This window comes from Rhodococcus sp. 2H158 (assembly GCF_053764755.1).
This window is the reverse complement of the sequence record NZ_JBSNCE010000020.1, coordinates 16457-42929: the sequence shown is the minus strand read 5'-3', so window position 1 is coordinate 42929 and position 26473 is coordinate 16457. Positions and strand designations below refer to the sequence as shown.

The 26473-nt window shown below is 69.8% G+C and carries 29 protein-coding genes; 10 read left to right on the top strand and 19 right to left on the bottom strand.

Annotated elements, in window-relative coordinates; all coding sequences use genetic code 11:
• Positions 1–21: 21 nt before the first annotated feature.
• The 4 genes from ACWPOB_RS19545 to ACWPOB_RS19530 are packed head-to-tail and all read right to left on the bottom strand — an operon-like array spanning position 22 to position 2598.
• Positions 22–1221, bottom strand: a complete 1200-nt coding sequence (locus ACWPOB_RS19545) for a lipid-transfer protein (protein WP_100056044.1) — start codon at positions 1219–1221, stop codon at positions 22–24.
• The gene (locus tag ACWPOB_RS19540) at positions 1218–1628 is read right to left on the bottom strand and encodes a hotdog family protein (protein ID WP_100056045.1); all 411 of its coding nucleotides are present in this window, start codon (positions 1626–1628) and stop codon (positions 1218–1220) included. Before ACWPOB_RS19540 ends, ACWPOB_RS19545 begins: the two co-directional genes overlap by 4 nt.
• Complete coding sequence (locus ACWPOB_RS19535) at positions 1625–2035, bottom strand: Zn-ribbon domain-containing OB-fold protein (protein ID WP_043803139.1); 411 nt, start codon at positions 2033–2035, stop codon at positions 1625–1627. The genes ACWPOB_RS19540 and ACWPOB_RS19535 overlap by 4 nt, the downstream gene beginning before the upstream one ends.
• Positions 2035–2598 carry an FAS1-like dehydratase domain-containing protein gene (locus ACWPOB_RS19530; protein WP_100056046.1) on the bottom strand — a complete coding sequence of 188 codons (564 nt, stop codon included), beginning with the start codon at positions 2596–2598 and terminating at the stop codon, positions 2035–2037. The genes ACWPOB_RS19535 and ACWPOB_RS19530 overlap by 1 nt, the downstream gene beginning before the upstream one ends.
• Positions 2599–2738: 140 nt before the next feature.
• Between ACWPOB_RS19530 and ACWPOB_RS19525 the strand changes: the two genes are divergently transcribed.
• Positions 2739–3314, top strand: a complete 576-nt coding sequence (locus ACWPOB_RS19525) for a TetR/AcrR family transcriptional regulator (RefSeq protein WP_100056049.1) — start codon at positions 2739–2741, stop codon at positions 3312–3314.
• 51 nt (positions 3315–3365) lie between these two features.
• Here the strand turns inward: ACWPOB_RS19525 and ACWPOB_RS19520 are convergent, their stop codons facing one another.
• The 7 genes from ACWPOB_RS19520 to ACWPOB_RS19490 all read right to left on the bottom strand — a co-directional run bounded on the left by ACWPOB_RS19520 (position 3366) and on the right by ACWPOB_RS19490 (position 10920).
• Positions 3366–4532, bottom strand: coding sequence for a CoA transferase (locus tag ACWPOB_RS19520; RefSeq protein ID WP_100056047.1), 1167 nt, complete (start codon positions 4530–4532; stop codon positions 3366–3368).
• Complete coding sequence (locus ACWPOB_RS19515) at positions 4529–5764, bottom strand: acetyl-CoA C-acetyltransferase (RefSeq protein WP_100056048.1); 1236 nt, start codon at positions 5762–5764, stop codon at positions 4529–4531. Before ACWPOB_RS19515 ends, ACWPOB_RS19520 begins: the two co-directional genes overlap by 4 nt.
• Entirely contained in the window at positions 5751–7451 is a 1701-nt protein-coding gene (locus ACWPOB_RS19510) for an AMP-binding protein (protein ID WP_455401833.1), read from the bottom strand. The genes ACWPOB_RS19515 and ACWPOB_RS19510 overlap by 14 nt, the downstream gene beginning before the upstream one ends.
• On the bottom strand, positions 7448–8305 hold the full coding sequence (locus tag ACWPOB_RS19505; RefSeq protein WP_100056714.1) for an alpha/beta fold hydrolase: 858 nt from the start codon (positions 8303–8305) through the stop codon (positions 7448–7450). Before ACWPOB_RS19505 ends, ACWPOB_RS19510 begins: the two co-directional genes overlap by 4 nt.
• Positions 8302–9036, bottom strand: a complete 735-nt coding sequence (locus ACWPOB_RS19500) for a hypothetical protein (RefSeq protein WP_100056715.1) — start codon at positions 9034–9036, stop codon at positions 8302–8304. Before ACWPOB_RS19500 ends, ACWPOB_RS19505 begins: the two co-directional genes overlap by 4 nt.
• Positions 9033–10229: an acyl-CoA dehydrogenase family protein gene (locus ACWPOB_RS19495; protein ID WP_455401832.1), complete on the bottom strand. Its 1197-nt coding sequence runs from the start codon at positions 10227–10229 to the stop codon at positions 9033–9035. Before ACWPOB_RS19495 ends, ACWPOB_RS19500 begins: the two co-directional genes overlap by 4 nt.
• A gap of 88 nt (positions 10230–10317) precedes the next feature.
• Positions 10318–10920, bottom strand: a complete 603-nt coding sequence (locus ACWPOB_RS19490; protein ID WP_100056716.1) for a TetR/AcrR family transcriptional regulator — start codon at positions 10918–10920, stop codon at positions 10318–10320.
• Positions 10921–11043: 123 nt separating this feature from the next.
• Between ACWPOB_RS19490 and ACWPOB_RS19485 the strand changes: the two genes are divergently transcribed.
• From ACWPOB_RS19485 to ACWPOB_RS19475, 3 genes are read left to right on the top strand one after another with little or no spacing between them, the layout of a single operon-like run.
• Positions 11044–11538, top strand: a complete 495-nt coding sequence (locus ACWPOB_RS19485; protein ID WP_455401831.1) for a nuclear transport factor 2 family protein — start codon at positions 11044–11046, stop codon at positions 11536–11538.
• Positions 11535–11876 carry a DUF485 domain-containing protein gene (locus ACWPOB_RS19480; protein ID WP_006941716.1) on the top strand — a complete coding sequence of 114 codons (342 nt, stop codon included), beginning with the start codon at positions 11535–11537 and terminating at the stop codon, positions 11874–11876. Before ACWPOB_RS19485 ends, ACWPOB_RS19480 begins: the two co-directional genes overlap by 4 nt.
• Positions 11873–13489 (top strand): solute symporter family protein, encoded by a 1617-nt coding sequence (locus ACWPOB_RS19475; protein ID WP_455401830.1) that lies wholly within the window; start codon positions 11873–11875, stop codon positions 13487–13489. The genes ACWPOB_RS19480 and ACWPOB_RS19475 overlap by 4 nt, the downstream gene beginning before the upstream one ends.
• Positions 13490–13554: 65 nt before the next feature.
• Here ACWPOB_RS19475 and ACWPOB_RS19470 read toward each other — a convergent pair whose 3' ends face one another.
• The 4 genes from ACWPOB_RS19470 to ACWPOB_RS19455 form a co-directional block, all read right to left on the bottom strand.
• Positions 13555–13743: a hypothetical protein gene (locus ACWPOB_RS19470; RefSeq protein WP_003938775.1), complete on the bottom strand. Its 189-nt coding sequence runs from the start codon at positions 13741–13743 to the stop codon at positions 13555–13557.
• Between the two features lie 140 nt (positions 13744–13883).
• Positions 13884–14420 carry a DinB family protein gene (locus tag ACWPOB_RS19465; protein WP_100056717.1) on the bottom strand — a complete coding sequence of 179 codons (537 nt, stop codon included), beginning with the start codon at positions 14418–14420 and terminating at the stop codon, positions 13884–13886.
• A gap of 117 nt (positions 14421–14537) precedes the next feature.
• Entirely contained in the window at positions 14538–14720 is a 183-nt protein-coding gene (locus tag ACWPOB_RS19460; RefSeq protein WP_100056722.1) for a hypothetical protein, read from the bottom strand.
• Between the two features lie 97 nt (positions 14721–14817).
• Entirely contained in the window at positions 14818–14958 is a 141-nt protein-coding gene (locus ACWPOB_RS19455) for a hypothetical protein (protein ID WP_455401829.1), read from the bottom strand.
• Between the two features lie 145 nt (positions 14959–15103).
• Here ACWPOB_RS19455 and ACWPOB_RS19450 point away from each other — a divergent pair, with 145 nt between their 5' ends.
• From ACWPOB_RS19450 to ACWPOB_RS19430, 5 genes are all read left to right on the top strand, one after another.
• Positions 15104–15526 (top strand): MerR family transcriptional regulator, encoded by a 423-nt coding sequence (locus ACWPOB_RS19450; protein WP_006941723.1) that lies wholly within the window; start codon positions 15104–15106, stop codon positions 15524–15526.
• A 112-nt stretch (positions 15527–15638) separates the two neighbouring features.
• A complete protein-coding gene (locus ACWPOB_RS19445) occupies positions 15639–16580 on the top strand; it encodes an aldo/keto reductase (protein ID WP_455401857.1) in 942 nt (313 codons plus the stop codon).
• A 133-nt stretch (positions 16581–16713) separates the two neighbouring features.
• A complete protein-coding gene (locus ACWPOB_RS19440) occupies positions 16714–17709 on the top strand; it encodes a LacI family DNA-binding transcriptional regulator (protein ID WP_100056719.1) in 996 nt (331 codons plus the stop codon).
• Between the two features lie 54 nt (positions 17710–17763).
• Positions 17764–18222 (top strand): type II 3-dehydroquinate dehydratase, encoded by a 459-nt coding sequence (aroQ, locus tag ACWPOB_RS19435; RefSeq protein WP_455401828.1) that lies wholly within the window; start codon positions 17764–17766, stop codon positions 18220–18222.
• Positions 18223–18377: 155 nt separating this feature from the next.
• On the top strand, positions 18378–20207 hold the full coding sequence (locus ACWPOB_RS19430) for a sugar phosphate isomerase/epimerase and 4-hydroxyphenylpyruvate domain-containing protein (protein ID WP_100056721.1): 1830 nt from the start codon (positions 18378–18380) through the stop codon (positions 20205–20207).
• A 12-nt stretch (positions 20208–20219) separates the two neighbouring features.
• On the opposite strand, the gene ACWPOB_RS19425 is transcribed toward ACWPOB_RS19430, so the two are convergent.
• Complete coding sequence (locus ACWPOB_RS19425) at positions 20220–21224, bottom strand: NAD-dependent epimerase/dehydratase family protein (RefSeq protein ID WP_455401827.1); 1005 nt, start codon at positions 21222–21224, stop codon at positions 20220–20222.
• Positions 21225–21348: 124 nt separating this feature from the next.
• Between ACWPOB_RS19425 and ACWPOB_RS19420 the strand changes: the two genes are divergently transcribed.
• Positions 21349–22350 (top strand): MBL fold metallo-hydrolase, encoded by a 1002-nt coding sequence (locus tag ACWPOB_RS19420; RefSeq protein ID WP_455401856.1) that lies wholly within the window; start codon positions 21349–21351, stop codon positions 22348–22350.
• A 34-nt stretch (positions 22351–22384) separates the two neighbouring features.
• On the opposite strand, the gene ACWPOB_RS19415 is transcribed toward ACWPOB_RS19420, so the two are convergent.
• The 3 genes from ACWPOB_RS19415 to ACWPOB_RS19405 all read right to left on the bottom strand — a co-directional run bounded on the left by ACWPOB_RS19415 (position 22385) and on the right by ACWPOB_RS19405 (position 26378).
• Positions 22385–24412, bottom strand: a complete 2028-nt coding sequence (locus ACWPOB_RS19415) for a TerD family protein (RefSeq protein WP_100057988.1) — start codon at positions 24410–24412, stop codon at positions 22385–22387.
• A gap of 112 nt (positions 24413–24524) precedes the next feature.
• Complete coding sequence (locus ACWPOB_RS19410; protein WP_100057989.1) at positions 24525–25211, bottom strand: TerD family protein; 687 nt, start codon at positions 25209–25211, stop codon at positions 24525–24527.
• A gap of 81 nt (positions 25212–25292) precedes the next feature.
• A complete protein-coding gene (locus tag ACWPOB_RS19405; RefSeq protein ID WP_100057990.1) occupies positions 25293–26378 on the bottom strand; it encodes a DUF475 domain-containing protein in 1086 nt (361 codons plus the stop codon).
• Positions 26379–26473 lie beyond the last annotated feature (95 nt).

Sequence of the window (26473 nt, the reverse complement as noted above, 5' to 3'; positions counted from 1 at the left end):
TTCCTCTGGATGGGTGGTCGGTCAGTTGTCGGTGGAGAGCACGAGTGCGCTGTGTGGCACCGGGGAGCCGCCCGTGACCAGAACGTTCGACACGTCCTTGCCGGGCTGGTTCACCGACGTGCCGCGGATCAGCCGCACGCCCTCGGCGATTCCGTTGACGCCGTGGATGTATCCCTCGCCGAGTTGTCCGCCGTGGGTGTTGACGGGCAGACGGCCGTCGAGTTCGAGGTTGCCGTCCGCGATGAAGTCCTTGGCCTCGCCGCGGGCGCAGAACCCGTACTCCTCGAGTTGCAGCAGCACCATCGGGGTGAACGCGTCGTAGAGGATTGCGGCGTCGATGTCGTCCGGATCGAGGCCGGCCTGATCCCACAGCTGCCGTGCCACCAGCTCGACCTCGGGCATCTCGTCGATGTCCTCGCGGTAGTAGCTGCTCATGGAGATCTGCTGGGGCCCGACGCCTTGCGCGGCGGCGGAGACGACGGCCGGCGGGTGCGGCAGGTCGCGGGCCCGCTCGGTGCTGACGATCACCAGGGCCTGTCCGCCGTCGCTCTCCTGGCAGCAGTCGAGCAGCCGCAGCGGGTCGGCGATCATCCGGGAGTTCTGGTGCTCGTCGAGGGTGATGGGCCGCTCGTAGAACCATGCCTTGGGGTTGACGGCGGCATGCTTGCGCGACAGCACGGAGATGCGGCCGAAGTCGGCGCTGGTCGCGCCGTACTTGTGCATGTAGCGCCGGGCGAGGAACGCCTCCTGCTGGGCGGGGGTGAGCAGCCCGTAGGGGTTGATCCAGTTGCGGTATTCCTGATCGGTGTTGGCCGTGTAGGCGAACGGCGGCGGGCCGGCGCCGAACCGGGTGCCGGAGCGTTCGTTGAAGGCCCGGTAGACGACCACGACGTCGGCGACCCCGCCGGCCACGGCGAGCGCCGCCTGCTGCACGGGTGCGCACGCGCCGCCGCCGCCGTGCGGGATGCGACTGAAGAACGTCAGTTCGGGGATGCCGAGTGCGCGTGCGACCGCGATCTCGGGGTTGGTCTCCATCGTGAACAGCGCGAAGCCGTCCACCTCCTCGACGCCGATCTGTGCGTCCTCGAGCGCGGCGAGCACACTCTCGCAGGCCAGCTGCCATTCGCTGCGCCCGGAGTTCTTGGAGAATTCGGTGGCGCCGATGCCGGCGATCGCCGCCTTGCGGGCGAAGCCCCCGCCGGGAATCATCCTGCCGCTCATCGTGTCTCCCCTTCGTACGGTGCGACGGCGACCTCGGCGGTCACGTGCGTTCCTCGGGCGTTACGGCCGAGCACCTCGACGGTGACGGCGCCGGCGTCGACGCGGATCACCGTCCCGGTCAGGCGCATGGTGTCGCCGGGAAAGTTGGGGACGCCCAGCCGCAGTGCGACGCGGCGGATGCGGGCGGTCGGCCCGGCCCAGTCGGTGATGTAGCGGTCGACGAACCCGTTCGTCGAGTTGATGCTCATGAAGATGTCCGGCGTGCCGCGCTTTTCGGCCGCCCCCGGATCGTGGTGCACGTCCTCGAAGTCCTGGGAGGCGATGGCGGTGGCGACGATGGTGCTGCGATCGAGCGGCAGATCCAGTGCCGGCAGTTCGGTGCCGACGACGACCGGTGGCAGACTCATGCGGCACCCCCGCCCGGAAGGCGCAGCTGCGGCAGGATTTCGCCGTGCGCGTGCTCGGCGAAGCCGACCTCGAGCTCCATGCCGATCTGCAGCCGGTCGTGCTCGACCCCGGCGATGTCGGCGACGATCCGGATGCCCTCCTCGAGGTCGATCAGCCCGACCGCAAGGGGATAGTCGAAGGACGGATCCTTGGGATGATGGATCACGGTCCAGCTGTGCAGGGTGCCGCGGCGCGACGACTCGACGGTGTCCCACTTGAAGGAGCGGCACTTCGGGCACGCCGGTCCCGGCGGATGCCGGAGCGCGCCGCAGTCGCTGCAGCGCTGGATCTCGAGCCGGCCCTCGCGGGCGGCTGCGAACCAGAACTCGTTGTCCTGGGTGACGGTCAACCTGGGAACGGCCGTCATCACGCCTCCTCGGTGGTGTTCGGGTTGAAGCGGAGCAACCGGAATCGCTCCTCGACGAGCAGTTCGCCGTGCTGGTTCTCGTAGCGTTTGTGCAGGGTGACGAAGCAGCCGCGGCCCAGGCCGGTGCGCTTGACCGGGGAGATCGACTCGATGGTGAAGTGCGCGGTGACGTGGTCGCCCGGGACGAGTTCGCGGTGGTAGTCCTGCTCGACGTTGGTGGCGACCACCGAGGTGAAGCCGTGCCGGTCGAGCAGCGCGAGCAGCGCGGAGTAGGCGAAGTCCTCGGTCCGGCCCTCGGCGCGCAGCCGCTGCACCTCGCGCCAGCGGCGGTAGCCGGCCATCACCCACGTCGAGATCATCGCGGGCGGACACACCACGTCCGGTCGTCCGGTCGCGCGGGCCGCGTCCCGGTCGACGTAGACGGGGTTGTAGTCGTCGTGGGCCTCGACCCAGTTCCGGATCATCGCCTCGTCGACGGCGTACCGGGCCACCCGCGCGGGCTCGGCCACCTTCCCGACGTACTGTTCGAACTCGCGTTCCAACTCCTGTTCCAGCGTCGGCATGTCCGCACCACCTTTCTTGAGCAAGCGCTTGGTGCAGTACCGTAGGCGCGGGCGCCCCGCCAGGACTGCCCATTCCCACTCAGTTGGAACAGAGGGCGGAAAACTCGCGCCGAACCGGCGAATCGGAAGGTGAGGTGACCATGACGTCGGACCGACGCGACGAGATCATGCGGCTCGCGGCCGAACTCTTCGCAACCAAGGGGATCGGGCCGACGACGGTCCGCGACATCGGCGAACGCGCCGGAGTGTTCTCCGGCAGCCTGTACCACTTCTTCAAGTCCAAGAATGCACTCGTCGCCGAGATCCTCAGCGGCTTCATGGCCGACATCGACCAGCGCTTCCGGCGCGTCGTGGAGACCTCGACGAGTCCCCGCGAGACGGTGCGCGGCCTGATCCACCAGACACTCGCCGTGATCGAGGAGCATCCCCATCCGACGGCGATCTACCAGCAGAACCGGCAGTACCTGCGCGACAACGGCCTGCTCGACGTCGTCGACGCACCGTCGCGCACGGTGCGCGACTACTGGCTGACCGCGATCGCCACCGGCGTCGCCGACGGCAGCTTCCGCTCCGACATCCCCGCCGAGGTCTTCTACCGCACGGTGCGGGACGCGCTGTGGGCGAGCATGCACTGGCCGGGACGCGACGGATACACCACCGACGAGTTCACCGACGTGCTCGTTGCGCTGTTCTTCGGCGGTTTCGCCGAGGAGTGACCGGGCTCGTCACCGGGCCGAATGGCGCTCAGCGCACTCGACACGCCGCGGTCAGCGCGCTCCGCCGGGTTCGTCTCCACGTTCGGGGGAGAGACCGAGTTCTTCGAGTACCTCTCGGGTGTGCTGCCCGTGGCGCGGCGCCGGGCGCGCCTCGGTGTACGTCCCGTCCCAGCGCAACGGGGAGCGCGCGGTCGGTACCGGACCGATCCCGGGCTGCTCGACGCGTTCGATCACCGCGTACTCGCGGGCGACCACCTCGTCCATCGTCCGGTACGGCGCCCACAGCACGCGGGTGCCGGCCAGGTCCGCCTCCACCTCGGCGAGCGTGCGCGCCGCGAACCAGGGACGCAGGATCGCCGTGATCTCGTCGCGGGCCGCGTAGCGGTCCCCCTCGTCGGCGAAACGCAGGCCGCGGTGCCGCTCGAGCGCCGCGAAGACCTCGGCGGTGCCGGTGACCTCGACGAGCGATCGCCACTGTGCGGGGGTGAGGCCGACAACCATGACGGCGCGGCCGTCCGCCGTGGCGAAGTCGGACCCGTAGCTGCCGTAGAGCGCGTTGCCCTGCCGATCGCGGGCGGAACCGCGCTCCTCGGCCTCGGCCAACCAGCCCATGCTCGCGACCGCGGACACCGCGACGTCCTCGAGCGCGAGCTCGAGGTAGGCGCCCTCCCCTGTGCGGTCCCGCCTGCGCAGCGCGGCGACGATCCCGAGGGCCGCCTGCACCCCGGTGATCAGGTCCCAGGCCGGGAGCACGTGGTTCACCGGGGCCGCGGCATCGACAGGCCCGGTCATCCTGGGCAGCCCGACGGCGGCGTTGACCGTGTAGTCCACGGCGGGGGTGCCGTCGGCGTTGCCGGCGATGTGCAGGTGGATCAGGTCGGGTCGTCGCGCGGCGAGCACCTCGTGAGCGAGCCACGGCGCGTGGGCGGCGTTCTCGAGCACGACCCCGGCCCGGGCGATCAGCTCGGTGACGACGGCGCGACCGTCCGCGCTGCGCAGGTCCACCGCGACGGACCGCTTCGCCTGGTTCAGCCCCGTCCAGTACAGGCTCGCTCCCGACTCCGCGAGGGGCCACCGCCCGCCGTCGACCGCGCCGGCGACCGGATCGACACGGATCACGTCGGCTCCGAGCTCGGCGAGGATGCGCCCGGCGGTCGGACCGGCGACGAAGCTCGACAGGTCGACGACGCGGATCCCCTCGAGCGGCCGGGTCGTCACACGACCCTTTCGAAGATCGCCGTCAGCCCCTGCCCGCCACCGATGCACATCGTCTCGAGGCCGTAGCGCGCCCCGCGACGATCCAGTTCGCGCAGCAACGTGGCGAGGATGCGCACGCCGGTCGCCCCGACCGGGTGACCGAGCGAGATTCCCGAGCCGTTGACGTTCGTCCGCTCGAAATCGGCTGCACCGAAATCCCATTCACGGGTCACCGCGAGCGCCTGCGCCGCGAAGGCCTCGTTGAGTTCGATCAGGTCGATGTCGGCGAGCGTCAGGCCGGCGCGCTTCAGGGCCTTCTCGGTGGACGGCACCGGGCCGATGCCCATCTCCGACGGCGCGACGCCGGCCACCGCCCAGGTCACCAGCCGACCCAGGGGACGCAGGCCGAGGCGGTCCGCCTGCGCGCGGGTGGTGACGAGACAGGCCGCGGCACCGTCGTTCTGACCGCTGGCGTTGCCCGCGGTCACGGTCGCCTCCGGATCCTGCGCCGCCATGATCGGCCGCAGTTTCGCGAGGGTGTCGACGGAGGCGTCCGCACGCGGATGCTCGTCCCGGTCCACGATGCGGTCGTCGCCCTTGCGCTGGGGCACCGCCACCGGCACGATCTCCTGCGCGAACACCCCGGATTCGATGGCGGCCATCGCGCGCCGGTGCGATTCGACGGCCAGCTCGTCCTGTTCGCGCCGGCCGATGCCGTACCTGCGGCGCAGGTTCTCGGCGGTCTCGAGCATGCCGCCGGGGACGGGATGGTGACGGCCGCCGGCGGTGACCCGGCCGCGGGCGAGGCGGTCGTGCAGGGCGGCCGGAGCTCCCTTGGCGCCCCACCGCATCGATTCGGTGTAGTACTCGGCGCGGCTCATGGATTCGACGCCGCCGGCGATCACGACGTCGGCGACGCCGGTCTGCACGCGCATCGCCGCGTCGAGCACGGCCTGCAGCCCGGAACCACACCGGCGGTCGAGCTGCAGGCCCGGCACCGTCACCGGCAGGCCCGCGTCGAGCGCGGCGACGCGGCCGATCGCGGGGGCCTCGCCGTTGGGATAGCACTGGCCGAAGATCACGTCGTCCACCGACTCCGGGTCGATGCCCGTGCGCGCCAGCAGTTCCGAGATCACCCCGGCGGCGAGGTCGGTGGCGGGGACGTCGATGAACGCCCCGCCGTACCGGCCCACCGGTGTGCGCAGCGGTTCGCAGATCACCACATCGGTTGCGGTCACATCAGTTGCGGTCACGTCGGAAGTCCCTTTCCCGGTCGGTCCATTGCTGCGCCCACTCACGCAGTTCCACGGCGCGGATCTTGGTGCCGTTGCCGCCCACCGTCGTGGGCATCGCCTCGATCACGTGGATCGTCGCCGGCACCTTGAACGCGGCCAGCGTCTCGGCACACCACGACTTCAGGCGCGCGGCGTCGGCCGTCTCGGTGGCGTCCTCGGAGGGGACGACGAACCCCACCGCCCGGGTGTAGCCGCCGTCGCCGGCGATGCCGACGACCTTCGCGGTCCGCACGCCGGGGTGCTCGGCGAGACGGTGCTCGATCTCGGCCGGGTCCACGAGAAAACCCCGCAGCCGCAGCACGTCTCCCATCCGGCACACGTAGGTGTAACCGCCGTCTCCGGTCGCGACGGCGAGGTCACCGCTGCGGAACCAGCCGTCGGCGGTGAACGCGCGGCCGGCGGCATCGGGGTTGCCGAGGTAGGCGTCGACGACATTGGGGCCGCGCAGTTGCAGCTCGCCCTGTTCCCCGTCCGGGAGGGCGCGGTCGTCTAGCGGGTCGGCGATGCGGACGTCGATCGACGGGTCCACCGGTCGGCCGCCGCCGTTCCAGCGCACCGACTCCGGGTCGCCGGCCGACCACAGCAACGCCAGCGCGAACACCTCGGACGACCCGAACACCCCCGAGGTGTGGGCGCCGAACTCGTCGCGTGCCCAGCCGGCGATCTCGTGCGAGCGGCCGAGGAAGTCGGCGATGCCGAGCCACTTCAGCGCCGACAGGTCGGCGCGCACCTCGGCGTGCCACGTGTCGTGGAGCCGGCCGAACAGGTCGTCGCCCCCGACGACGTGCGTGACGTGCAGCTGTTCCATGCGGCGCAGGGTCGCCGCGGCATCGAAGACCGGCTCCATCAGCAGCGCGGCACCGCCGGCGAGCGCGGCCATGGCGGTGCTGTAGCCGAACACCCCGGAGACCGGCAGCACGCACAGCGCGACGTCGCCGGGCTCGACCCGCATGATCGCGGCGTCGGCGCGGGCGTGCCGCACGATCGCCGAGTCGCGGTGGGCGGCGAGCTTGGGGGTTCCGGTGGAGCCGGACGTGGTGAACGCGACGGCCAGCGGGTCCGCCGGATCGTCCTCCGCGCCGGCGGGCGTGAGCGTCGCGGTGTCGGGGGTGTCCGGGACGCGCACGCCGCGGGTATCGCCGCCGCCCGCGCACCAGGACCCGGCGCCGAGGTCGAAGGGGGCCGGATCGGCGGAGCCCCCGCCGGGTCCGGTGACGACCGCGACCGCGGGAGCCGGCACCGCGGCAACCTCCGAGGCGGCGCGGAGCGTGCCGAACAGGTCCAGGCCGTGGAAGCCGGCCGCGACGGCGACGACCGCCGGCCGCGCCGCGGTGAGGATGTGGGCCACCTCGGCGGTGTTGTAGCGGGTGTTCACGCCGATCACGTGGGCACCGAGCGCCGCGGCCGCGAACTGCCACACCAGGGCGTCGGACCAGTTGGGCAACACCACCGCGATGCACCGGCCGCGCCGGACGCCGACGGCCGCGAGTTCGGCCCGCACCGCCTGCACGCGGCGCCGCAGCTCCGCCCTGCTGCAGATCAGCAGCTGTTCGTCGGCGACGTCGTAGGTGGCGACGGCACCGGGATCGGCGGCGACGAGGTCGTCGAGGAACGTAGCCAGTCCGGAGGTGGTGGTCGCGGTCACGACAGCACCTCCGCGGTGGCGGCCCGCAGCTCGGTCAGCCAGGAGTCGGCGAGGGCGGCGAAGTCGTCGACCTCCTCCATCGGGTAGTGACCGACGCCGTCGAGCCGGGTGAACCGTGCGCGCCCGGGAGAGATCTCGTTGATCCGGTCGGCGAGGTCCGCGACGGCGTCCGCCTCGAGCCACGGGTCGTCCGATCCGACGACGAGGTGGAGCGGGCAGGTCAACTGCGACAGACGGTCGCGGACGTCGTGGGTGCCCCAGCCGATGAGGTCGGACGACGAGATCTCCGGGTCCTCCCGCTTGTGCATGAGGGCGATCCGGTGCGCCGTGTCGGCGGATACCGAACGCCCGACGGAGGCGAGGGTGCCCAGATAGGTGCGTTCGGCGCGGGACGGCCCGGCGACGTCCTCGAGTTCGCGGCGCAGACCCGAGACGTTGACGCGGCCGGGGCCGGCCTCGGCCTCCATCGCGACGGCGCCGGCGAGCGGCCGGTCCGGTCGGGTGGCGAGCTCGAGGGTCAGCTTGCCGCCGATCGAGCAGCCGAGCACGTACGGCCGGTGCACGTCGAGCGCGTCGAGCAGGGCGCCGAGCCAGTCGCCGTAGGTGGTGAGGCTGGTGACCGGTCCGTCCGGGGCCGGTTCGGAGCGGCCGTGTCCCGGCAGGTCGGGCACGAGGACGCGGTAGCCGCGGACGGCGAGGTCGCGGGCGACGTGCCGCCACTGCACCCCGCTCTGGCCGGCGGTGTGGAGGCACAGCACGGTGGGAAGCGCGTCGGGCGCGTGTTCGCCGGCGGGGGTGACGATCTCGACGAATCCGAGGGCTCCGTCGATGTCCAGGTAACGGGCCTCGATCATGAGCGGGCCTTTCTCGCGACGGCACGGGCGTGGCCGATGATCAGGTTCAGCGGTTTGGTGAGCCGGAGGTACTCGTACCCGTCTCCAGTGGAGGAGAATTCGCCGCCGATTGCGCGGCGCATGAAGTCGTCGTGCGCACCGAGAATCAGGTCGACCCAGGTGTGGTCGGGTGCGACGAACGTGAAGGTGGCCCCGTGCGGGGTGCGCCGCGTGACGTCGACGATGCGGCCGCGGTAGATCCGCAGGTGCAGTTCCCGGTCGCCGCAGCGCAGGCCGACGGTGCCGTCCCAGGTGGCCAGGGCGGACCCGAAGGCGGGGTCGGCCTCGAGGTGGTCACGGAGCAGCTCACCCCAGGCCGGGGTGCAGAAGTCCAGTGCCGGAACAGGTTCGGCCGGTCCGGTGAGCTTCCAGGTCTCGGTGCCCTCCTCCCGTACGGCGCCGGCGGCATCGAGCACGCGGACGAACCGCTCGGCGGTGGTGCCCTCGACACGGGTGACGACGGCCTCCGACCGGATCCGGTCCACCGCCGTGACCGGCGTGATCGCCGTCCAGCGCAGTCCCGTGCGGTGCGCGGCGGGCACGGGCGGGGTGAGCAGCTCGGCGACGACGGTCCCGAGCGCGAACGTCCCTGTCGGGAGGACGATTCCGGACTCTGCGAGCAGGTCGGCGGCCATCCGGCCGGAACCGGCGGTGCGATCGCCGACGCGGAGGGTGTTCAGTGTGGTGCTCATGCGGTTTCCGGCCTTCCGAGCAGCTCGTCGGAGATGATGCGCATCTGGATCTCGCTGGTGCCTTCGAAGATCTTCGTCAGGCGCGCGTCGCGCCAGTGCCGTTCGACCTGGAAGTCGGTGGTGTAGCCGGCGCCGCCGTGGATCTGCACAGCCTCGCTGGTCACCTGCTCGGCCATCTCGGTGGCGACGAGCTTGCACATCGACGCCTCGAGCGAGCAGCGCCGCCCGGTGTCGATGTCGGTGGCCACGGAGTACATCAGCTGACGGGCCGCCTCGATGTCGGCCGCCATCTTCGCGATCTTGAACCGCAGGTGCTGGAAGTCCCCGATGGGACGGCCGAATTGGCGCCGGGTGTGTACGTAGGCGATCGAGTCCTCGAGGGCCGCACGGGCGAGGCCGATCGCGCGGGCCGCGGTGTGGGCCCGGCCGACCTCGAGCCCGGAGACGGCGAGATAGAAGCCCTTGCCCTCCTCGCCGAGCATCTTGCCGGCGGGGATGCGGAAGTTGTCGAACGACAGTTCCCAGGTGTGCCAGCCGAAGTAGCCGATCTTGCGGACCTTGGTGCCCGAGATCCCCTCCGGGAACACGCCGCGCTGCTTCTCGACGAGGAACGCGCTGATCCCGCGGTGCGGCTTGGCCGGATCCTTGTGCGGATCGGTGCGGGCGAACAGCACCAGGTAGTCGGCCTCGTCGGCGTAGGTGCACCACATCTTGGTGCCGTTGACGACCCATTCGTCCCCGTCGCGGGTCGCCCGGCAGGAGATGTTGGCGACGTCGGAGCCGGCCTCCGCCTCGGACAGGGCGTACGCGCCGAGGTATTCGCCGCGAGCCACCTTCGGCAGCAGGGCGGCCTCCTGCTCGGGCGTGAAGCCACCGCCCATGCCGTTGCCGCGGGCGAGGAGACCGGACACGCTCATCCAGGCCCGGGACAGTTCCTCGGCGACCAGGCAGTACTCGAACACGCCGAGACCGAGGCCGCCGTGCTCCTCGGGGATCATGATGCCGAAGAACCCGGTCTCGGCCATCTCCTTCTTCAGCGAGTCGGGGATGGTGCCCTGGACGGGGTCGAGTTCGTTGGCGACGGGCAGCACCTTCGTCATGGCGAAGTCACGGGCGAGGTCGCGGATGGCGAGGCGCTCTTCGGTGAGGTACCGCGGGATGTCGGTACGGGGCTGCGACGGCCGGTGGGTCATGGGGGACTCCCTCGGTGAACCAGAATCTGGTTATTAACGCTTGTTCACCCAGTACAGCACGACCCCGCCCGGGCGTCAACGCCGGAGTTCAGGCGGGGCGGTATCCGAGCAGGTTGAGCGCGTACCGGCCGTAGTCGTCGGCCACCTCGGCCGCGCCGAGCGGCCCGTCCGGGCGGAACCACAGCGGGATACCGGCGCACATCGTGAGGACCGCGGTCACGGCCTGGTGCACGTGCGGAACATCGAAAATGCCCATCTGGGAACCTTGTTCGGCGATCTCGACGAACAGCTGCTCCTGCGCGTCCCGCGAACCGACCACCCGCTTGCGATCCACCTCGCCGAGATACCGGAGCTCGGTGTTCGCCACCAGGCACTCACGCGGATTACGGGCGGTGAACAGCGCGTGCGCCACCACGGCGGCCCGCCAGCGCTCGGCGGGATCCGTACCCGCCTTGCGCAGCGCGTTGCGCGTGGCGGTGAACTGCTCGTCGCTGGCCGCCCGGAGGATCTCGACGAGCAACTCCGACTTGTTCTCGAAGTGGTTGTAGACGTTCGCAGCGCTGCAACCAGCACGATTGGCGATGGTGCGCATCGTCGCGCCGTGGAAACCGGCCGCGAAGAACTCGTCGAGCGCCGCGTCGAGGATCCGGTCCCGGACGCCCATCAGGGTCGTGCCCGATCGAGTGTTCATGAGATGGAGGGTAGAGGCCCAGGTCGGGACCAGCAAGAAGCCGGTCTTGACGGTGTGGTTACCGCCCGTCTATGGTCCACCTCACATGAACATGCGTTAACCACTTCTTCGGAGGGCGCACCTGTGACCACCATCCCCGACATCACGCTCACCGAGCGCATCACCCGCCTCGAGGACCTCGAGGCGATCCGTTCGCTCGACGCCCACTACTGCCGTCACCTCGACGACGGCGACTGGGACGCCCTGATGGACCTGTTCACCGACGACGGCGAGTTCGACGGCCTGTCCCATCCCCGCGGCAAGGCCGAGATGCGCGAGTTCTTCGCGGGCCTCGCCGCCGGAGGGCTGACCACGTTCTGGCACTTCATCACGAACATGGAGATCGACCTCGACGGCGACCGCGCCACCGTGCGGTCCTTCCTGTGGCAGCCCTGCGTGACCGACGGCGCCCCCGCCATCGCCGCCGGCCGCTACACCGACGAGGTGATCAAGGTCGACGGCCGTTGGCGCTACCGGGTCAAGCAGGTCCGCTTCCACTTCTTCGGTCCGCTCGAGCAGGGCTGGGACGAGAACCTCTTCGCACTGGAGACGGCACGCCGGGCGGCGGTGCGGCCGTGACCGAGCTGCAGACCGGAACGCAACCGACCTGGAGCGCGATGCTCTCCCTGCCCGAGGTCGTCGAACTGCGCCGCCGCCGGCGCACCGTCACCAACTCACTCGGCGCCCTCGCGATCACGCTCTTCGCGTCCTTCCTCGTCGGCTTCGCCTACTTCCCCGAATTCCTCGGTGACACCGAGCTCCTCGGAGTTCCCCTCTCGCTGTGGGTCGTGTTCTCCCAGTTCGCCGGGACGTGGGTCCTCGTCTACGCCTACTTCCGGCTCACCCGCATCTACATCCAGCCCGCCGCCGACGCCGCCGTCGCGGCCGTCCTCGAGAACCAGGAGCGTGCGGCATGACCGGCGACGCCGACTACCTCGCGATCGCGATCTGCGCGGCGGTGATCTCGCTGACCCTGTGGGTCACGTTCGCCGTGTCCCGGCGGGCCCGCAGCGCCGACGGATTCTTCGCCGCCGGCCGCTCGATCTCGAGCTGGCAGAACGGCTTCGCGATCGCCGGTGAATTCATCTCGGCCGGAAGCTTTCTCGGAACCACCGGCCTGATCTTCTACAAGGGCGTCGACGGTGCCGTCATCCTCTGCACCTCGGTGATCTCGTTCCTGCCCGTGCTGTTCCTGCTCGCCGAGAAGATGCGCAACGTGGGCAAGTACACCCTCGCCGACGTACTCGTGTTCCGCACTGAGGCACGCAGCGTGCGGGTCGTCGTGGCGTTGAGCACCATCGCCACCGGCACCTTCGTGTTGCTCGCGCAACTCGTCGCGGCCGGGGTGCTGCTCGAGTCGGTCTCCGGTATCCCGTTCTGGCTGTCCGTCATCGTCGCCGGCACCCTCATGGGCATCTACGTCTTCGTCGGCGGCATGCTCGCCACCACGTGGGTGCAGGTCATCAAGTCCACGATCCTGTCGGTCCTCGCGATCGTGGTCGGGCTGGGCATCCTCGCGCAGTTCGGGTTCAGCTTCCCGAAGGTCCTCGACACCGCGACCGAGCACGCGGTTGCGGGCGAGGCCGTCCTGTCCCCGGGCCTGATCTTCGGGCAGACCAGCGCGCTGAACCTCGTCTCGTACTCGCTGGCGTTCGCGCTCGGCACGGCAGGCATGGCGCACATCCTGATCCGCTTCTTCACCGTCCCCGAGGCGAGCACCGCCCGGCGCTCGCTGGGCTGGACCGTCGCGCTGTGCAGCATGTTCTACCTGATCGTCATCGTGATGGGCTTCGGCGCCGCAGCCCTGCTGGGGGACGGCGGCGCCGATCGGGTCGGCGCCGGCGGCAATCTCGCGGCGCCCGTGCTCGTCACCGAACTCGGCGGGGGCGTGGGCACGATCGGCGGCTCGATCGCCCTCGCGATGGTCGCGGCGGTCGCGTTCGCGAGCATCGTCGCCGTCGTCGCCGGCGTGGTGATCTCCGCCGCGGGCACCTTCGCCCGCGACATCTGGCCGGCGCTGACCCGCAAGCCGCCGGTGGACGAACTCGACGTCGCGGCGCGCACGCGTGAGGAGAACGCTCAGGCCCGTGTTGCCCGGTTCGGTGCGGTGGCGTTCAGCGCCGTCGCGATCGGGCTGACCATACTGATCGGCGACGACACGAACATCACCTACTTCATGGGAATGGCGTTCATGGTGGCCGGCAGCGCCCACCTGCCGTCCCTGGTGCTCAGCCTGAACTGGCGGCGCTTCAACAGCACCGGTGCCGTGTGGGGAATCCTCACCGGCCTGGTCTCGACCATCGTCAGTCTCATGCTCACCGAGGCGCTGTGGCTCGGCAGCGGCCCGGCACCCCTCACGATCCAGCTTCCGGTGATCGTCACCATGCCGCTCGGCCTTGCCGCGTGCGTCGTCGGCTCACTCGTGGCCGAGAAGCGACGCGGACGCTCCGCGCACGAGGACGAGAAGTTCGCCGAGATGCTGGTGCGCGCGGAAACCGGGATCGGGGCGGAGGTCGCGACCGCCCACTGACGACGGCGCAGGCGGGCACCCGCACTCGGCCCGGTCCGAGCGGGGTGCCCGTCGCGTCGCCGTCGTCAGGGCAGGTCGAACAGCGTCGGATGGTCCTGCTGCGCCTGTTCGGCGAGCACCGCGCCGTGTCTCTCGCACATCTCGCGTGCGATGTGTTCGGGGCACGCGAGTTCGCGACCGATCTGTTCCCAGTCCCACCCGGACGCGTGCAGTTCCCAGGCGACGCGGCCGTCTTCGTCCCAGAGTGCCGACATGGCCCGATACTGCTCCGTGTCGAGCGCACGGCCAACGACATTCGTGCGCGTGTCGCGGATCGGGCTGCCGTCCCGCGACCGAAAGTGCTTCCTGCGCTCGTACGGACGCGCGCGGGAAGCACCGTCGCGCGCGGAGGCGTCTAGTCGAAGGTCATGCCGGCGTCGGTGCCCTGCTGCATGGTGGTGTTCGCGCCGTCGAGGGATTCGCGGATGATGTCGGCATGACCGCTGTGGTGGGCGGTCTCCCGGATTATGTGCAGCAGCACCTTTCGGGCGCTCCACCACTGTCGCTCCGGCGCCCACGGCGCGGTGGGCAGCGGCACCTGCAGGTCGAGGTCCGCGAGGCCGGCGACGAAGGCCTCCGTCTGCTCCGCGATCGCCTCGTACCGCTCGAGCAGGCCGGCGACGGTCTCGTCGTCGCGCATGTAGTACTGCTCCATCGCGGACTCCATGTCGAACTCGGCGGTGTCGTCGAGCGTGCGGATCGTGTCGATCCAGTGCTGCTCGGTGGTCGAGACGTGCTTGAGCAGCCCACCCAGGGTCAGGTCGCTGACGGTGCTGCGGGTGCGGGCCTGCTCGTCGTCGAGGTTGCGGAGGGTGATCAGGAACATCTTCCGCTGCTCGGCCAGCATGTCGAGGATGTCGGCGCGTTCTCCGGAGAGGGTCCGCTCGGCCATGTCGCTTCCGCCCTTCGTGATGTCGATTCTGCGGCAACGACTACGACGGTAGGGATGAATGCGGACAGCTTCGGTCCTCGTTGGACGAGGCGGGTGGAAAAGTCCGGCGGGATGTTCTCAGGTTGCCAGGAACACGGCACCGAACACCGGGATGAGGGTGAGGAACAGGATCGAGAGGACGAACAGCGAGATCGTCAGCTTCCTGTTCCATCCGCCCCGCGTCCCGCTCGCGGCGAGCACGAAGAGCACGAATCCGACGCAGATGGACACGATGCCCACGATCACGGGTGTCTCGATCATCTGTTCATCATCCATCTGTTCGTCATCACGGAGGGCCGCGCACGGCGCCCACGGTGGGCGGCGTCGGGAACGGCGACGTCCCCGACGCCGCCCGCGCTCAGCCCGGGCAGTGGATGGTCACGTGGCCGCATGCGACGGACGTGCTCGCGGTTGCGGCGTTCGCGGCGCCTGCGGTGCCGAGGACGACGGTGAACAGTGTCGCGACGACCGCGACGGTGGTGCGAATCCGGGTCTTCATGGCAGCCTCCTGAGGGTGGTGAGAAACGGGGTTCGCCCATCGTCGGCCGCCATCCGGGTCCTCGACAGGCACCCTGTGGTGCCGATGCGGCCACCCCGGATCGCCTGCGGAGCGCAGGACCACCCCCGAGGCGGATCATGAAGCCATGACGACCGCCCCTTCCGCGACGACCGTTGCGACCATCGCCGAGGCCGCCGAGCGCACCGGTCTGACCACCCACACCCTCCGCTATTACGAGCGCGACGGCCTCATGCTGCGCGAGATCGGCCGCTCCTCCTCCGGCCACCGGCTCTACACCGAGGACGACCTCTCCTGGGTGGTGTTGCTGACCCGGCTGCGGGCGACGGGCATGCCGATCCGCGAGATCCGCGAGTACGCGGCCCTCTGCCGGGCCGGCGGCGGCAACGAACAGGACCGCCTCGCGCTGCTCCGCGCGCACCGGGCGCGGGTGCTCACCCAGCTCGACGAGGTGACCGAGCACCTCGCCGCGATCGACGGCAAGATCGACATCTACCTCTCCCGGACGAGCGGCCGCGACGACGGACCGTGCGAGAGCGCTCGCGCTTGACTTCGAGCGCGCTCGAAGGTCTTGACTCGACGCCATGACCACGAACAACACCTCTCGGCCCCCACTCGGCACCCGCACGCTCGGCACCGCGTCGCCGCTGACGGTCTCGGCGATGGGACTCGGGTGCATGGGCATGTCCGAGTTCTACGGCACCGGGGACGAGGCCGATGCCGTCGCCACCATCCACCGGGCCCTCGAGCTCGGCGTGACGTTGCTCGACACCGCCGACATGTACGGCCCGTTCACCAACGAGAACCTCGTCGGCCGCGCCGTCGCGGATCGCCGCGACCGCGTCGTCCTCGCGACCAAGTTCGGCAACGAGCGCGCCGAGGACGGCACCCGCCTCGGCATCAACGGTCGGCCCGAGTACGTCCGCACAGCCTGCGACGCGTCGCTCCGCCGCCTCGGCGTCGACCACATCGATCTCTACTACCAGCACCGCGTGGACAAGACCGTGCCGATCGAGGACACCGTCGGCGCGATGGCCGAACTGGTGCAGGCCGGGAAGGTCCGCCATCTGGGTCTGTCGGAGGCGTCCGCGGAGACGATCCGCCGGGCCCACGCCGTCCACCCGATCACCGCGCTGCAGACCGAGTACTCGCTGTTCACCCGCGACATCGAGGACGAGATCCTGCCGACCCTGCGTGACCTCGGCATCGGGCTCGTGCCGTATTCGCCGCTCGGGCGCGGCATCCTGACGGGCGCGATCACGGCGCCGTCCGATCTCGAGCGCTCGGATTCTCGCCGCACCGCCTATTTCCCGCGATTCCAGGGTGCGGCGCTGGAGGCGAACCTGGCGCTCGTGACCGCCGTCCGCCACCTGGCCCGGTCCAAGAACTGCACCCCGGGTCAGCTGGCACTGGCGTGGGTCCTCGCCCAGGGCGACGACGTGGTCCCCATCCCGGGGACGAAGCGGGTGCGTTTCCTCGAGGAGAACGTCGCGGCCGCGGCCGTGTCGCTCACCGCGGACGAGCTGGGCGCGATCGAGTCGGCGGTGCCCCGGGAGGCGGTCGTCGGAGAGCGCTACGGGGACATGTCCAGCATCGACGGGTGAGCGACGCGTCGCCCGCTGTGAACGGTCGGCGGGCGACGCCCAGGCCGATCTTCCGTGCAAGCGGTTACATGCAGCTTGACAAAGCGATGTAACCGCTTGCACAGTGGGTGGACCCCACACCCGAGGAGAACCCATGGCGACGCTTCGCGAGGTCGCAGCGCGCGCCGGCGTCTCGACCGCCACGGTCTCACGTGTGTTCTCCCGACCGGAAGCGGTCAGTCCCGACACCCGCGCGAAGGTCTTCGCCGCCGCGGAGGCGCTGTCCTTCACTCCGAATCCCACCGCCCGCTCGCTCGCCCTCGGTCGCACCCACAACCTGGGCTTCCTCGTCCCCGACATCCGCAATCCCGTGTTCGGTCCCGCCGTCGAAGCCGCACAGGACCGGGCGCGCGAGCGCGGCTACTCCCTCTTCGTCGCCGCGGGCGAGGGACGGTCCGCCGACGAGCTCGACCTCGTGCGGGCGATCGCCCGGCAGGTCGACGGACTGGTGCTCATCGCCCCGCGCATGTCCGACACCGACCTCCAGGATCTCGCGCGGGTCACCCCCGTCGTGCTGGTCAACCACACTGCCGGCGAGCTGCCCGCCGTGCTGCTGTCCTCCGACGACGGCATGGTCGAGGCCGTCGAGCATCTCGCCGACGCCGGGCACACCGCCGTCACGTACCTCGGCGGTCCCGACTACTGGCTCGCCCAACGGCGGCGCCTCACGGCCTTCACCGCGGCCTGTGCCGCCCGGGGCATCACCGGCACGGTGCTCGGCCCCCTCGAGCCCGACTTCGTCGTCGCGGGCCGGAACGCGGCCGACGAACTGGTCGGCACCGGGACGACTGCCGTCGTCGCGTACAACGACCAGGCCGCCGTCGGCCTGATGCAGGGCTTCGCCGAGCACGGACTGCGGGCGGGCCGCGACTACTCCGTCGTCGGATTCGACGACTCGTGGCTCTGCGAGATGACCTCGCCGGCGCTGACCACCGTGCATCTCGCGTTCGACGAGGCCGGCGTGACTGCAATCGACCTGCTGTGCGACGTCCTCGTCGGAAAGACCACACCCCGCGCCGCGCCCGTGGAACTCGGCACCCACCTCGTCGTGCGCTCGAGCACCGTGACCGCCGGCCTGCCCGTCGGCTGACAGACCCGGCCGGGCGATGACCCCGGAAACGAAGAAAGCAAAGGAGATTCGTCCATGAACTCGGTGCTCGTCCTCAACGGCCCCAACCTCAACCTGCTCGGCACCCGCGAGCCCGGCGTGTACGGCGCGCAGACCCTCGAGGACGTGGAGACCCTGTGCCGCAACGTCGGCAAGGAACTGGGCGTCGACATCGACTTCCGACAGTCCAACCACGAGGGCGTCCTCATCGACGCCCTCCACGACGCCGGCGCCGCGGTCGCCCGCGGGGAGTCCCTCGGGGTGGTGTTCAACGCGGGCGCCTACACGCACACCTCGGTGGCCCTGCACGATGCGATCAAGGGCGCCCACGTGCCGCTCATCGAGTTGCATATCTCCAACGTCCATGCCCGTGAGGAGTTCCGCCACCACTCCTACATCTCCCCGGTCGCCTCCGGGATCATCGTGGGCCTCGGCGTCGCCGGCTACGAGTGGGCGCTGCGCGCGCTCGTGGCCCAGCACACGGCGCAGGCCTAGCCGGCGCCACCACACCCCGAGACCGGTCCCCTCGCGCGCGCGACCCGCGGCGAGCCACCCCTGCCGATACCGGTGGGTGGGGCGAACCCGCCCTCGCGCACCGATCCCCGATTCCGAGTCCGCCCGCACAGGCGGCACCGTGGAGGAGCCCGACCATGACCCACCCCCGTCCTGGGACCAAGCGCGCCAAGGCAATCGCCACCGTGTGTCTGTCCGGCACCCTCGAGGACAAGCTCGTCGCCGCCGCCCACGCCGGGTTCGACGGCATCGAACTGTTCGAACCCGACCTGATCGGCTCCCCGCTCACCCCCGCGGCGGTGCGCGAGCGCTGTGCCGAACTGGGGCTGAGCATCCCGCTGTATCAGCCCTTCCGCGACTTCGAGGCCGTCCCGGCCGAGATCCACGCCCGCAACATGCGCCGCGCGCGGCACAAGTTCGACGTGATGGAACAGCTCGGCACCGACCTCGTGCTGGTGTGTTCGTCGGTGTCGCCGCACACCGTCGACGATGTCGATCTCGCGGCCGCGCAGCTGCGGGAACTGGCGGATGCGGCAGCGCAGCGGGGCATGCGGATCGCCTTCGAGGCCCTGGCGTGGGGCCGCCACGTGAACACCTGGCAGCGCTCGTGGGAGATCGTGCGCCGGGCCGATCATCCGGCCCTCGGGCTGTGCCTCGACAGCTTCCACATCTTTTCCCGCACCAAGGACGTCGCCGGCATCGCGGACATCCCGGGCGAGAAGATCTTCTTCCTGCAACTCTCCGACGCACCGGAGATGGACATGAACGTCCTGCAGTGGAGCCGCCACTACCGGGTGTTCCCGGGCGAGGGCGAGTTCGATCTCGTCGGACTCGTCGGGCACGTCCTCGCGGCGGGTTACACCGGGCCGCTCTCGCTCGAGGTGTTCAACGATGTGTTCCGCCAGTCGGCGCCGGTGCCGACGGCGATCGACGCGATGCGCTCGCTGCTCGATCTGGAACTGCGTCTCGACGGTGACCCCAACCCGGTGCAGGTGCGCGGGCACGCGTTCACGGAGATCGGAACCCCGCCCACCGCTGCGGAGCCGGTCCGTGCGGCCCTCGTCTCGCTCGGCTTCACCCACTCGGGGCAGCATCACAGCAAGCCGGTGGAGCTGTGGGAGCAGGGGGACGCGCGGGTGCTGGTGAATACCTCGAACCCGGCCCACAGCGCGGCCGAGGGCGCGGCCGTCACCGCTCTGGGGATCGAGGTCGCGGACGTCGGCGCCGTTTCCCGGCACGCCCACGAGCTGCTGGCACCGCAGCTGGCGCGGGTCGTCGGCCCGGGTGAGGCACCGTTGTCCGCAGTGGTCTCCCCGGACGGCACCGCCCTGTTCCTGTCGTCGCGGGGCGACGGCCCGGCGGACTGGCGCAACGACTTCCGCCCGACCGGCACGACGCCGACGACGGCGGTGGGCGTGCGGTGCACCGAGTACGTCGCGCTGACCCAGGCCTACGACCGATTCGACGAAGCCACGCTGTTCTATCGGTCGGTGCTGGGCCTGACCGACGCCGAGGCCGCCGAATACGCGGGACCGTTCGGCTTGGTGCGCAGCCGTGTCCTCGCCACGGACGGTTTCGAGGTCGGTCTGATCGCCCCCGTGCTCCGTCGCGGCGAATGGGCACCGGGCGTGCGGCACCCCCAGCACATCGCGTTCGGCGTCGACGATGCAGTGGAAGCCGCTCGCGCCCTGCATGATTCGGGAGCGCTGGTGCTCGAGATCCCCCGCAACTACTACGACGATCTGGATGCGCGCCTGGCTCCGGATCCGGAAATGCTTGCCGCCCTTCGGGAATACAACGTGCTCTACGATCGGGACGAGGACGGCGGCGAGCTGTTCCAGGTGTTCACCAAGGTCGTCAGCGCCCGGGTGTTCTTCGAACTGGTGCAGCGGCGCGGCGGCTACCGGGGTCACGGCACCGTCAACGCCCCGATCCGCATGGCCGCGCACGCGGCCGCGCGACGCTGACCCACCGCACCGCTACCGGGCCTCACCGACCGCCCCCGCCAGCGCCGCGAGGGTCTGGGCGCTCGTGTAGCGCGGCTGCCAGCCGAGCTGCGTCCGGGCCTTCGTCGTGTCCATCACGACGGACGTGCGGCCCGTGTGGATCCACTCGACCATCGAGGGCAGGAACGGCAGCCGCGCCACCACGGCCGACGCGGCCGTCGCGACCGACGCCGGGATCCGGATCGGCCGGGCGCCGAGCGCGGCCGCGACGTCCGACAGCGACACCACCCCGTCGCCGGCGATGTTGTACGCGCCGGGCGGCCCCTCGGACGTCACGGCGGCGACGACGGCACTCGCGACGTCGTCGTGGTGCACGAGCTGGAGCGGATGACCGGGGTCGGGGAACACCGGGCGCGGCAGGGGCAGGGCGCCGGCGGCCTTCCGCACGGCGCCGGGCAGATGCCCGGCGACCTGCCGCCACGGCATGGCATCGGCCAGGGCGGTCGCGTGCGGCCCCGCGACGATGCAGGGCCGCAGCACGAACACCTCGAGGTCCGATCCGCGGGTGACCTCGTCGAGCACCCGCTCGAGTTCGGCCTTCTGTTCGGAGTAGTAGTGCTCGTGCGAGCCGCGGGTGGGCACGTCCTCGGAGAGCGGGGTCGGATTGTCGGGGTGATATCCGTACGCGGCGACGGACGAGGTGTACACGAGGCGCCGCGGCCGGGCGGCGGCAACGGTCGCCTCGAAGACGTTGCGGGTCCCGGCGATGTTGATCCGGTGACTCTCGGCGCGCGAGCCCATGATGACGAAGGCCAGGTGCACGACGACGTCGGCCTCGGCGACCAGGGCGTCGACGGCGCCGCGGTCGAGGATGTCGCCCTGCCGGTACTCGGTCTTGGTCCAGCCCTGCCGGGCAGGATCGAACGGGCCTCGCGCCATGCCGAGGATCCGGTCGATGCGCGGGTCCTGTTCGAGGGCCGCGACCGCGGCCCTGCCGATCTCGCCGGTGGGGCCGGTGACCGCAACCGTCGTTCCCATGGGATCCCCTTCGCTCGTGACGCCGTCCGTGCGATTCATACCGCGTTCCCGGGCCGGGCCGGGGGCAAACCACGGTCCGGCTCGTGTGGTTAGACTCGCCGCCACTGCGGACGGGGGGCGAACGGTGGGCGACGGCGGGTTGACGCAGATCGGCGACGGGGTGTGGGCGGTTGTGCGGACGCCGGGAGGCTGGGGAGAGGCGAACACCGGCCTCGTCGTCGATGCGGGCACGGCGTCGCTCGTCGTGGACACCGCGTGGGACACGCGGCTGGCGCGGCGGATCGCCGAGGCACAGCAGCCGCTGGTGTCGCGGGCACCGATCACCGAGGCCGTCAACACCCATTCCGACGGCGACCACTGGTGGGGCAACGACACCCTGCCGGCGACGGCCCGCATCACGACGAGTGCGGCCGCGCTGCGCGGCATGCGCGAGGATCTCCCTCCCGCCGCAGTGGCGGCGCTCGCGGCGGCCGGACGTCCGCTCGCCGCGCTGCCCGGGATGCCGGGCGCCGCGGCCGCCTACATGCGCCGGGTGCCGGGCGGCGCACGCCTGCCGCGGCGATCGCCTCGGCTGCCCGACCACACCTTCGACACCGTCCTGCGGCTCGACGTGGGGCAACGTCCGGTCCAGCTCGAGCGCCTCGCGCCGTGCCACACCGCCGGGGACCTCATCGCGCACGTGCCGGACGCCGGCATCGTGTTCGCCGGCGATCTGCTGTTCATCGGCTCGACCCCGATCCTGTGGCACGGGCCGCTCGAGAACTGGCTCGCCGCGATCGACCGGCTGCTGGCCCTGGACGCGGACCTCTACGTGCCGGGGCACGGGCCGCTGTGCGGACCCGCGGAGATCCGCGAGTTGCGCGCCTACTGGGTGTGGCTCGAGCAGGCCGGCCGGGAACAGTACGCGCGCGGCGCCGGGCCGCTCGAGGCGGCCCGGCAGCTGGTGCGGGATCCCGAATTCGTCCGGTGGGGCGACTGGATCCACCCCGAGCGGATCGTCCTGAGCCTGAGCACGCTGTTCCACGGGTGGGACGGGCATCCCCCGGCGGCGCCGACCGTCGTGCGACGGGCGCGGGCGTTCGCCGACGCCGAGACACTGCTGCGCGAGTTGTCCGCGAAACGGTGAAGGGCCCGCCGATAGGGCGAGCCCTCCCCCGGGCCTATTCGAGCTCGGAAGCAGCCGGTTCGCCGAGAGGTGCCGGCTTGGGAGCAGCCGGCACCCACCCCCTCAGGGGCTGGACGACACCGGCATAGAACGAATCGGTGGAAGAGGTCACGCTGGTGATGAAACCGGCGGCAGTTCCCGACCGTCGGCCTCCCATAGGGAAGCCCTGCTGAAGGGTGAAGCTGACGATCCGGCCGTCCCTCCCCTCGGTGAGGATCTTGGAATCGGCACGGACGGCGTCGAGATGCTCGCAGGCTTCGTTCCCGCGCTCGGAGAACACTGCTTCCACTTGGACATCACCCGGTGCGTCCTTCAGTTGCCTCAGCAACCAGGACAATCGACGTGCCGAAGTGCCTTCGTCAGGAGCATCGATGGTGGTTCGGCAGCGGACGCGGTTGGTGCGGAGATCGGCCACCACAACGAGATCACCGGCTGTTTCCGGAATACGGAGAAGGGCCTCGAGAGTCCCCTCGGACGCCAGCTTTTCTGCGAAGTAGGCGTTTCGTGCACTCGGGTCGTTGTTGTACCGCCGGGGTAGAACATGTTTGACCGTCACTCCCAATTCAGCGGTCAAACGAAGTGCAAGATGCCGCGCCAAAGACACCCACGTGTCCGCCACCGCTGCCGCCTTCTTGTCGCCCGCACGCAAAGTTCCTGAAGCGACGGCATCTCGGACCCCAACCCAATGGCGTCCCATATCGACGAACTCGGCCGCACCGGACCGGGGGTGGTCTAGGTAGCGAAGAAACTCACCGAGAATCCACGCCTGCAGCGCATCGTCGACACCGCCGTGGGACAGAAGCATGCGAGCTTCGTGCGCTACCTCCGACCAGGACAGATGCCGCAGGGCCACCTTGGTGAGTTTGCGGCGGTCGACCTCGACCGGAAGCTCGCCCGCACTGGCAGGGATGTCGTTCGAAAGACTCACGACGACGTCGTACTTGTTCTTCCGCGCGACATCGAGATAGTTCTCCAACTGTTCCCGTCTGAGCTTGCCGTTCCCCGTCTTGACCTCGAGCAACGCGGTCCAGAGTTTGGCGCCACGCGACACCTTCAGCACGGCGTCGGGAATCACCTTCGACTCGCCCTGGGCGTACTGCACTTCGCAATAACCCTCGAACGCACCTGCCGGCGCCCCGACTCGGGAACAGATGGCACGGGCGAAAGGACGTACCGCCTGCATAGTCGCAACAAGCGCGGACGTTGCCCTGCGTTCCTGCTCTTCGCCGCTACCCACTCCAGCTACGGAGAAGAGTCGCGCGGGTTGCCAGGCGTCGTGCTCTGCGAGCTTGAACTCGATCGGCTTCGCGTTTGTGACAACTCGCCTGGTGGTTCGTACACCGCGCCGCTTCGCTGAAGGTGCGGCAGATGTGCCGGCGTGGTCCTCGATGACATTCGCGACCGGAGCGGTCGGTGCCTCCCCGGCATCGGTGTGAGCGGAGTCGCGCACTGCGACGGTGTCACCGGCGTCGTGCGACGGTCCCCCCGGTTCCTCGTCGATGTCGACGCCGAAATCCGTCGCGAGCGCGGACAGACCGGAATCCCATCCCTGCCCGACAGCACGCACCTTCCATTCTCCGTTGCGCCGATAGATCTCCCCGAAAACGAAGGCAGCTTCGCTGGTCGCATCGGCGGTCACGTACTCCGCCACCGGATGCCCTGCAGGGTCGACCACTCGCAGGGTGAGCTTGCCCAGGTCTCCGAATCTCCCGGTACCGACGCTTCCCGCGAGCGCCACCGTGTGTACGTCGGCGGGCACGTCCGAGAGAACGACGGCGATCCGCGCCTGCACTCCTTCTTCGGTTGTACTCGTGCCGAGGAACCGTACGGACCCGTCGGCGGACTCCGGCTGGTTGTAGAAGACGAAGTCCGCGTCCGAACGTACCTTTCGTTCGGAGCCGAGCAGCAGCGCCGAAGCGTCGACCTCGACCTCCGATTCGACCCACCCGACGACCACGTCGATCTGCGACAGGTCACTCGGCAGAGTGATGTTCTGTCCCTTGGACAGAATCGGAGATGTCACGGCAAACCCCCTGAGTAGTCGGCATCGTTCCACCCGAAGGGGTGAACCTCTGAAGGGATCGCTGTCGGCCCGATATTCGTTGCAGCCGAATGCCACGATCGGCGCGATGGTGCTACTTGCGGCCCGGGGCCCAGTTCATGCCCCATCCGTAGGCACGATCGAGGTCGGACTGGCTGCCGTCGACGTATTCGACGAGCCGCGAGGCGCTGATCTCCCGGCCGGTGTTCTGCAGCATCGCGATGGCACAGATCCGTGCGCCGTTGTTCGGCGAGTCGAGGCGCACCTCGATCTGCGGTCCGGAGGGCGGAGTGAGGGTGACGACACCGTCCACGGCAGCCCAGTTCGCGGCGCCCTCGTAGATCATCGCGAAGATCAGGATGCGCCGGAATCGTTCGGGTTGGCCCAGGTCGATGCGCATGGTCTCACCGCCGGATACGGCGCCGGTCCGGTCGTCGCCGTCGAGCGCGATGAACGGGGGTCTCTCCAGCGCACCGAAGCTGTTGCCGAGGGCCTGGACGACACCCTTGGAGCCGTCGGCAAGCTCGTAGAGGCAGCCGAGGTCGAGGTCGACGCCGCGTCCCGTCGCGCCACCGGTGAGCTTGGCGAGAAATCCCTTCTTCTGTGGCGTCGGGGATCCGCCCTGTGACCAGTTCAGGTTCACCTGGGTGATCCCTCGCTCCGCTCCGGTCTTGGCGAGACTGACCGTCGGAGCAGCCTTGGTGAGACTGATCTTGCTCGGGCCGACTCCGCCCTGGTTGTCGCCGGGGTTCTTCGGGGGTCGGGTGTAATCGATTGCCATGGGTAAGACCTTTCCCTGGATACGAAGATGGGAATCCTCGATCGCTCGAACCGATCGAGGATTCCCATCGAAGTCGTGCGGTCAGGCGGCGACGGACGCCTTCGCCTCCTGACGATTGCGGCGGATGCTGCTGGCGAACGCGGCACCGATGAGCGCGACCCCCACCAGACCCGTGACGATCTCGTTCACGTGGTGGCCGATCGAGTACAGCAGGATGAACGCGAGCGCACCGATCGCCCAGTGCGCGCCGTGCTCGAGGTAGCGGTACTCCGACAGGGTGCCCTTGCGGACGAGGAACACCGTGATCGAGCGGACGAACATCGCGCCGATGAAACCGAGGCCCAGGGCGATGATGATCGGGTCCGAGGTGATGGCGAACGCGCCGATCACGCCGTCGAAGGAGAACGACGCGTCGAGCACCTCGAGGTAGAGGAACAGGAAGAACCCGGCCTTGCCGGTGGCCTTGGCCAGCTGGGTGGGCCCGCCCGTCGGCGCTTCCTCTTCTTCGGGGATGTGGAACAGCTCGCCGAGCCCGTTGACGACGATGTAGGTGATCATGCCGAGCACGCCGGCGATCATCACGGTGGAGACCTTGTCCTCGGGAGCGAGGATCGTGGCGGTCAGCACCAGCAGCACCGAGGCGACGACGACCTCGAGCTGGTCCAGCTTGCCAGCCCGCGCGAGCGGGCGCTCGAGCCAGGCCAGCCACTTGATCTCGCGTTCCTCGAAGATGAAGTTCAGGAACAGCATCAGCAGGAACATGCCACCGAACCCGGCGATCTGCGGGTGGGCGTCGGTGATGATGGTTTCGTAGCTGGGGCTGCCGTCGGGGAAGTACGCGGCGTCGTTCGGCGGCGGGTTCAAGGCGAGGTCGAGTGCCTCGATCGGACCGAGGCCGGAGGCGATCCACACGATGAGCAGCGGGAAGATCAGCCGCATGCCGAACACGGCGATGAGAATGCCGATGGTGAGGAAGATCTTCTGCCAGAACTCGCTCATCCGCTGCAGCACGGTGGCGTTGATGACCGCGTTGTCGAACGAGAGCGAGACCTCGAGGACGCCGAGGATCGCGGCGAGGAACAGGGCCTGGGGTCCGCCGTAGAGGAAGGCGACCACCAGGGAGACGACGGTGACGGCGAACGATATGCCGAAGATGCGCAGAACCACGAAGCGTGGCCTTTCTGTCTGGATCGGGGCGGTGCAGGGTGGTTACTGCAGCAAATTATCGGTGAACCAAGGAAAGCGGCCCCCGGCGACGAGGC

Excerpts from the sequence above, each read along its gene's own strand:
- ACWPOB_RS19545 (WP_100056044.1), bottom strand. The coding sequence starts at position 1,221 with ATGAGCGGCAGGATGATTCCCGGCGGGGGCTTCGCCCGCAAGGCGGCG.
- ACWPOB_RS19540 (WP_100056045.1), bottom strand. The coding sequence starts at position 1,628 with ATGAGTCTGCCACCGGTCGTCGTCGGCACCGAACTGCCGGCACTGGAT.
- ACWPOB_RS19535 (WP_043803139.1), bottom strand. The coding sequence starts at position 2,035 with ATGACGGCCGTTCCCAGGTTGACCGTCACCCAGGACAACGAGTTCTGG.
- ACWPOB_RS19530 (WP_100056046.1), bottom strand. The coding sequence starts at position 2,598 with ATGCCGACGCTGGAACAGGAGTTGGAACGCGAGTTCGAACAGTACGTC.
- ACWPOB_RS19525 (WP_100056049.1), top strand. The coding sequence starts at position 2,739 with ATGACGTCGGACCGACGCGACGAGATCATGCGGCTCGCGGCCGAACTC.
- ACWPOB_RS19505 (WP_100056714.1), bottom strand. The coding sequence starts at position 8,305 with ATGATCGAGGCCCGTTACCTGGACATCGACGGAGCCCTCGGATTCGTC.
- ACWPOB_RS19500 (WP_100056715.1), bottom strand. The coding sequence starts at position 9,036 with ATGAGCACCACACTGAACACCCTCCGCGTCGGCGATCGCACCGCCGGT.
- ACWPOB_RS19495 (WP_455401832.1), bottom strand. The coding sequence starts at position 10,229 with ATGACCCACCGGCCGTCGCAGCCCCGTACCGACATCCCGCGGTACCTC.
- ACWPOB_RS19490 (WP_100056716.1), bottom strand. The coding sequence starts at position 10,920 with ATGAACACTCGATCGGGCACGACCCTGATGGGCGTCCGGGACCGGATC.
- ACWPOB_RS19475 (WP_455401830.1), top strand. The coding sequence starts at position 11,873 with ATGACCGGCGACGCCGACTACCTCGCGATCGCGATCTGCGCGGCGGTG.
- ACWPOB_RS19470 (WP_003938775.1), bottom strand. The coding sequence starts at position 13,743 with ATGTCGGCACTCTGGGACGAAGACGGCCGCGTCGCCTGGGAACTGCAC.
- ACWPOB_RS19465 (WP_100056717.1), bottom strand. The coding sequence starts at position 14,420 with ATGGCCGAGCGGACCCTCTCCGGAGAACGCGCCGACATCCTCGACATG.
- ACWPOB_RS19460 (WP_100056722.1), bottom strand. The coding sequence starts at position 14,720 with ATGATCGAGACACCCGTGATCGTGGGCATCGTGTCCATCTGCGTCGGA.
- ACWPOB_RS19455 (WP_455401829.1), bottom strand. The coding sequence starts at position 14,958 with ATGAAGACCCGGATTCGCACCACCGTCGCGGTCGTCGCGACACTGTTC.
- ACWPOB_RS19450 (WP_006941723.1), top strand. The coding sequence starts at position 15,104 with ATGACGACCGCCCCTTCCGCGACGACCGTTGCGACCATCGCCGAGGCC.
- ACWPOB_RS19445 (WP_455401857.1), top strand. The coding sequence starts at position 15,639 with ATGGGACTCGGGTGCATGGGCATGTCCGAGTTCTACGGCACCGGGGAC.
- ACWPOB_RS19440 (WP_100056719.1), top strand. The coding sequence starts at position 16,714 with ATGGCGACGCTTCGCGAGGTCGCAGCGCGCGCCGGCGTCTCGACCGCC.
- aroQ (WP_455401828.1), top strand. The coding sequence starts at position 17,764 with ATGAACTCGGTGCTCGTCCTCAACGGCCCCAACCTCAACCTGCTCGGC.
- ACWPOB_RS19430 (WP_100056721.1), top strand. The coding sequence starts at position 18,378 with ATGACCCACCCCCGTCCTGGGACCAAGCGCGCCAAGGCAATCGCCACC.
- ACWPOB_RS19425 (WP_455401827.1), bottom strand. The coding sequence starts at position 21,224 with ATGGGAACGACGGTTGCGGTCACCGGCCCCACCGGCGAGATCGGCAGG.
- ACWPOB_RS19410 (WP_100057989.1), bottom strand. The coding sequence starts at position 25,211 with ATGGCAATCGATTACACCCGACCCCCGAAGAACCCCGGCGACAACCAG.